The sequence below is a fragment of the Mesotoga infera genome (assembly GCA_011045915.1).
Lineage (GTDB): Bacteria > Thermotogota > Thermotogae > Petrotogales > Kosmotogaceae > Mesotoga > Mesotoga infera_D.
The window spans coordinates 1-6303 of the sequence record DSBT01000139.1 but is presented as its reverse complement, the minus strand read 5'-3'; the positions used below and the strand labels follow the sequence as shown (position 1 = coordinate 6303).

Genomic DNA, 6303 nt, shown 5'->3' with positions numbered 1-6303 from the left:
TGCGTTGTTAAGTGTTCGGCAGATCTCAGGATTCCTTCCAAATTGCTTAGTCATTAAGTACAGATGGATTCCTCTTTCAGCAGCCGCATCTCGAATCTTAACCGCATTTTCTTCAACCATGTCGAGATCGACTACGACAGAGTTTGCAGGTAGTTCGTTGTTCTGATGCATCGAAACTGCCGTTTTTATGAGTGAGGGATTACGTCTGACGATGGTGTCAAGAAAATCCATATTTCACCTCATTCCACAACTGATACTAGTCACGGTTCATATTCTGCAGGTATCTGACTGAAAGAGCAGAGATCAAAATTACACCCATGAAAATGTCACGGTATGCCGGCTCCAAACCGATCAGGGTAACGCCGTTAGTAATGATAGTCAGGACAAATGCTGCCAGCAATGTCTTGAAAGCAGATCCCTGACCTCCAGTCAGTGCAGCCCCAGCCAGAATGGGCGCAGAAATGGCGGGCATCAGATAGCTCGTTCCCATTGCAGGGCGAGCGGAAGTTGCTCTGCTACCCAATATAAAGCCGGCTACACCAGCAAGGATTGCACTGGTAACGAAGAGAGAGATTTTAACTCTATCTGTAGGAATGCCCATGAGACGTGCCGAACTCTGCTTTCCGCCGGTTGCATAAACCCATTTTCCGAACCTCGTTCTTGTTAGAACAAACCAGATGACTATTGCTATTCCGATCATCCAGTAGACTGCTGAGGCAATGTTCGCAAATGGTCTCCCAAAGAACACGTTAATAAAACTCTTGTCCCTGATTATGATCGTTCTATAGTCGCAGAGAATCATAACTAAGCCACCTATTGCCACTTGGGTGCCCAATGTGACGAGGAAGGACGGTATCTTGAGTTTCACGGCAAAGAACGCATTGATAAGTCCCACAGCTGTCGCAGCAAGAACACCAAATGCAATTGAAACGAAGGTGTTCATGTGTGCCGTGCTGCTTATGGCAACAACAGCCGCAGAAAGCTCCAGAACAGACGTAAATGATATATCCATCTCACCTGCTATTAAGAGAAAATTTACACCAAGAGACAGTATCCCGAGAATACTCATCGTCTCCAACAGAATCCTGAAATTGTTCACCGAAAAGAACCTTGGTTCAAGAATTGAGAACACAACGATTAGAACAACCGCGGCAAGCAGGAGAACAAACAATTCAATGTTGGCCGTACTTCTTCTCATTAAGCTTCTATAATTCATAAAAAACAATCACCTCTCATCACATCATGGAAAGGAGCTCTTCAAGGCTGAGGTCTTTCGTAACTTCGCCTTCATACTCAATTACTCCATGCTTCAAGATTATGATGCGGTCGCATAGTTGCAGTGTGTTGTTCAGATCATGGGTGACAAAGATGAGAGAATGTTCTTCCTTAAGACCTTTCAAGAGTTTAAATACTTCATGCTTTGCGATTTCCGAGAGAGCCGAGGTTGGTTCGTCAAGAAGGACAATCTTGGGATCTGCGAAAACCGCCCTGGCTACAGCGATCGCCTGCCTCTGGCCGCCAGAAAGATCAGAGACTTTTTTCTTCACATCCATGCTGAATTCCATCTGCTTGAGTGCCTGTTCAGTTTCGTTCTCCATCTTCTTCTTTCTTAGCACGGGTATGAATCCCAGTTTCTTCTCACGAAGTTCTCTTCCAAGAAAGAAATTGTCGACAATCGTCATCTGATCTACCAGAGCAAGGTCCTGATAAACACACTGAATTCCTTCTTCTGCTGCATCCATTGGACTGGAGAATTCAACCTTCTTTCCATTTATCAATATCTCTCCGGATGTTGGTTGAACGGCTCCTCGAATTATCTTCAGCAGAGTTGACTTACCGGCCCCGTTGTCTCCAACGAGGCCCAATATCTCATTCTTTCTAAGCCCAAATGAGACGCCGTTTAAGGCTTCTACGTTCCCGTAGTGCTTAACAATATTCCTGCATTCCAATACGACGTCATCCATATTAAACACCTCTCTTCTTCGAGGGGACTGGCATTATAATTACACGGGTCTCTCAGCTAAGCTCGTGCAATCTGTACTTCGCAACAAAAGCCTTCAGTGACTCAGTGGAAGGATCAACAATGATCGAACCCTTCTCGCAGAGGCCCTTGAACAGATAAGAGGGAGCCTTGCTGCTAGAAATTTCAAGGAAATCCTTCTTGTCCATGAAGATCGCGAGTCCAGACTTCCAGTAATTCTCACCGACCCAGTTGTTGATGTTTTGGTATTCTTCTCTCCAGTTCTTCTTCACTATGCCCTGTTTGACGGAAGTTATCAGAGAGATCTTGCCCTTCTCGTCCACTCCCAGAACCAGACTGGTCCAGAGTTCCGTCTTGTTCTCAAAGACTGCGATCGTAACCGTGGTGCCTCTTTCGGCAAAACTTTCCAATATCGATTTGAACTGAAGATACCCGACATTTCCGGGGAGCAGCCACTGCAGGCCGAATTGGCGACTTGCAGGACCGGGATAGGCCACTATTCCAGGGTAATAGCAGTCCAGCAAGCTGTACATTCTGTACATGTACTCATCAAGATCCTCATCGACTTTCCATGAACTCTGAACTTCATTATAGTAATTCTCTACGTGGCTTCTCTCAAGTACCATTACAAGATCAACATTCTCTTCATTTGCCTCGAAGAGTTTCTTTGCGTCCACCTCGGGATTTGAGACTTTCCTGATTGGATTTATGACTTCTGCTTCATGAGAATGACTGATGTTTTGAACCTTTCCATTCTCATGTATCACAACAATTCGTTTCTTCTCTCTCAAGCCTTTCAAAACTACATGATGAAGATTCGCCCACTGCTTAACATCGATATCAATCATCAAAGGATTTTTATCCAACATACTAATCACCTCTCCCGTCTAGGCGTTGATTGCCTTCCAGCTGAAGATCCTAATGTCATGCGCGCAAACTTCCGTCTTCAATCTACCAGCCGAGATCTCTTCCTTCTTTTCTTCCCATATGTCTGTAACACTCTCAGGGACGCTAGGCAACGGAATGTCAACTTCAATCTTCTTCTCTGACGGATTTGCCACAAAGAGAATGTACTCATCACGTATTTTGCCTTTGTACAAGACCAAGTCTGCAACCGATTTACCTTTGTCTATTCTGAAGACTTGAACGGAATCCAAAATCTCAATCAGACCTGAACTGATGCTTTCCAGTTCGAAAATCTGTATTAGGGAGCCTTTTCCACACGCGTGTTTCTTTCCGATTTCCATGCCGTTGCTATTGAGTACCGGCTTTCCGGTTGAGGAACTCACTAGCTTACTGAGAGCAGACTCTGAGCTGAACGTGTCGTCAAGCTTTGGAATTTCCGGACCCAGGACTACCGTACCGCCTGTTTCAATGTAATCGGCCAACTTGTCTGCGGTTTTCTTTCCAATGTAGTCGAAAGCCGAAATTACTAGGACTTTGTGCTTCTTGAGCGCCTCGACGGATTGAGCGGTATCTCCCAAGCTGAACACTACTCCACCTTCTGTTAATGCCTTATAGAAGGCATCGAACCAAGTGCTCTTGTGCTGTTGTATTGGTCTGCTAAATCCAAGATGTTCATCGGAAACTATTACTGAACTCGGGTATTCAGAGAATCCAAAGACCGGTTCTAGAAAATCTCCTACAACAGGAAGAAGAGTAGTTGCAGCTTCCAGTCTGTCGTAATCTCTATTAACCACAAGCAGTACGTCGTCACACTTGGCAAAGTCGTTCCATCGTATCTTCATAAGATTTGTGCCGACTTTCTTGTGAGCGTTGTAAGAGTCTTCTTTCACAACTCCCTTTCTGTTGATAGGGGATCCAAGCCATTTGTTTCTATCAACAAGCATGTATCTGTTGAACTCCTTAATCCCGTGCATAAGTGCTTCTTTCGTTACAAACACCTCGTCAGTGAAGTCCCCGGGCTTTATATACCACGGCCAGACACCCATAATGAACTCTGGTATGTATGGAAATCTGCTGCATCCTGAGACATACGATGCAATCGTCTTGACGTGGTCGTAGAGCTCCTTTCTTGAGTAGATATCGAAGCCGACAAAGCCAAGCTTCTCTTCGAGAGCAGGTAGATTGAACGGAGTCGTAGGAGCTCCCTTTGCTCCGCCGGGTCCTAGAGGATGTGGATAGTTGTGGAACAGCGGTACATGAATCCCCCTTGACTTCATTCGATTACCCAAGTTCTCCATGCTGGTTATCAGGTAGAACTCTCTGTATTCTATCCAGTCGAGGTAATAACGAAGCTCCTCTTTCCTTGTCCCCTCAAAACGGCCCGGAGGATCTATCTCGTCAAATCCGCTGTAATTTGAGGAGTACATCTTGTTAAGCTCGGAGACTGTGTTATATTTCTCTTTCAGAAAACTTCGGTAGAGAGCCTTTGAAGAGTCGCTGTAATCTGTTGAATAAGGGTTGACATTGAAGAAGAATCCCATCTCATTGTCTACTTGCACTGCGACGAGGTTGCCCTTCGGGGGCTGGTGCTTCTCGAGGATTGTGAAAATCGCATCATACCATAGATCAACTTCGGCGAGGAATTCCTCCGAATGGTAAGCAAGTGCCGGAATCGGTCTTGGCACTTGTGTCAAAACAACTTTACCGCCCTTTGCGTTTTTTGCCTGTAGCTTTGGATCTTCAAGGATTCTCTCCGGGAAACCGAACCAGGTTAACTCTGAATTTATCTGTGGGCCCGGCCTAACTGCGACATACAAACCCTTCTCTTCGCAAAGCGTCAAGAATCTGTCTATGTCTCTGCTGGGTTCTACCTCTCCGAAATCAAAAATGCCTCTCTGCAATTCGTGGATTTCCCAGGGAATGTAAGTGGTAATTGCATTGAAGCCCATGTCCTTCACTTTATCGAGTATTCCGCTCCAGGCTTCCGGTTTGCTACGCCAGTAATGAACCGATCCGCTGTACATGGAGATTTCTTTCCCATCGACCTTGAACTTCTGATCTTCAATCTTAACTGTCGCCATCATTGGCCTCCTTTCAATTATGCTTTTGAGCTCTAAATGAATGACTATAAGAATGTTTTCTTCTGAACTAAGTATCCCGCACCTATTAAGACTCCTTCAGATGGAAATTTGCTTCTTGCGAAGTCTACTGAACCGACAAACTCATTCGGGAGAATATTCCTAATCAGTGGGATAGTATATTTTGTTAGGTATTCGAATTGGTTGTAGCCGATTCCCCCTGTCATGACAACGATATCTGGATTAAGAATTGAAATCAAGTTACAGAGAGCAAGAGCTAAGCTCTTGCAACCTTGATAGATGAGATCCCTTAAGCGTTCATCATCAATGTCCCTTTCAAATAGATCTGCGGCTGTGAACCCGTGATATCCAAATTCGTCAAGCTTTCTCTCTAAACACACACCTGACAGTTTTTCTTCAAGCTCCCCGAAGAAACTCTCTCTGTAATAGGTATTGTCCCAACTGGAAATGAGGTAACCCAATTCGCCTGCCCTTCCAGTAGAGCCCGTGTAAAGCCTTCCGTCAATAATTACCCCGCTGCCTATCCCTGCTCCAAGGTTGATCACAACAACGTTCTTTTTTCCTTCAGCCACACCTTTCCAACTCTCGCTGAGCGCCTGCAAAGCTGCATCATTCTCACAAAAGGTTTCAAGTCCGAATCGTTCCTCTATCCATGATTTAATTGGAACATTTCTCAGAGACAGTACTGGAATGAAATCAGCAACGCCATTATTGCTGCCGATTACACCTGGTATTCCTACCCCTATGCCAATGATCTTTTCTTTAGGAATGACCTCGATCACACCTCCTATGGCTTCGAACAAGAGGTGCTTGAACTCTTCCTTTGACATGTTTTCTCTAAGAAGAACTGTATGTGAAGCTCCTATGTTGCCATCAAGATCTATCATTGCAGCTACTATTTTTGTTCTGCCGATGTCCACCGCCAGTGTAAGCCTGAAATCGGGGACAAAGCCCAACAAAGTAGCTTGCTTGCCTCCCTTTGAGCTTCTCTTGACATCCTTTCCGACTTCTCTTACAGCACCAACACTCAGGAGCTTGCGAACTCCAATAGTGACAACTGGCTTGCTTATGTTTTCTTTTTTCGCAATCCTGACTCTTGAAATAGGACCCTCATTTCGAATCCTAGCAAGAATTACTTTCTCTCTGTCCGTAAAGTGGAGATTCCCCAAAATAAGACTCCTAACATAATTCGTGACATGAGATCCAACGAACGAATTCTAATACACTTTTGCACACCATCAAAACTTGATTCATCATAGTTAGTAAAACCTAACTAATTGTCTGATGATAGAGAAGGGGGATAATCAGGCTAGAAGG

At 44.8% G+C, this 6303-nt stretch carries 6 protein-coding genes; all 6 read right to left on the bottom strand.

The features are described 5' to 3' along the window. Positions 1-231 (bottom strand): YhfX family PLP-dependent enzyme (locus ENN47_05135; protein ID HDP77563.1); only part of this gene is annotated, 231 nt, incomplete at its 3' end. A gap of 25 nt (positions 232-256) precedes the next feature. Continuing rightward, complete coding sequence (locus ENN47_05130; protein HDP77562.1) at positions 257-1216, bottom strand: ABC transporter permease; 960 nt, start codon at positions 1214-1216, stop codon at positions 257-259. A gap of 19 nt (positions 1217-1235) precedes the next feature. Further along, positions 1236-1964 carry a sugar ABC transporter ATP-binding protein gene (locus ENN47_05125; protein ID HDP77561.1) on the bottom strand — a complete coding sequence of 243 codons (729 nt, stop codon included), beginning with the start codon at positions 1962-1964 and terminating at the stop codon, positions 1236-1238. 52 nt (positions 1965-2016) lie between these two features. Next, complete coding sequence (locus ENN47_05120; GenBank protein ID HDP77560.1) at positions 2017-2850, bottom strand: hypothetical protein; 834 nt, start codon at positions 2848-2850, stop codon at positions 2017-2019. Positions 2851-2868: 18 nt separating this feature from the next. Continuing rightward, complete coding sequence (locus ENN47_05115; GenBank protein ID HDP77559.1) at positions 2869-4971, bottom strand: beta-galactosidase; 2103 nt, start codon at positions 4969-4971, stop codon at positions 2869-2871. Between the two features lie 41 nt (positions 4972-5012). After that, a complete protein-coding gene (locus ENN47_05110) occupies positions 5013-6158 on the bottom strand; it encodes an ROK family protein (protein ID HDP77558.1) in 1146 nt (381 codons plus the stop codon). Between the last annotated feature and the right edge of the window lie 145 nt (positions 6159-6303).

What these genes read in the sequence shown, in the direction of transcription:
- ENN47_05120 (HDP77560.1), bottom strand. Translation starts at nt 2,850, where the DNA reads ATGTTGGATAAAAATCCTTTGATGATTGATATCGATGTTAAGCAGTGG.
- ENN47_05115 (HDP77559.1), bottom strand. Translation starts at nt 4,971, where the DNA reads ATGATGGCGACAGTTAAGATTGAAGATCAGAAGTTCAAGGTCGATGGG.
- ENN47_05125 (HDP77561.1), bottom strand. Translation starts at nt 1,964, where the DNA reads ATGGATGACGTCGTATTGGAATGCAGGAATATTGTTAAGCACTACGGG.
- ENN47_05130 (HDP77562.1), bottom strand. Translation starts at nt 1,216, where the DNA reads ATGAATTATAGAAGCTTAATGAGAAGAAGTACGGCCAACATTGAATTG.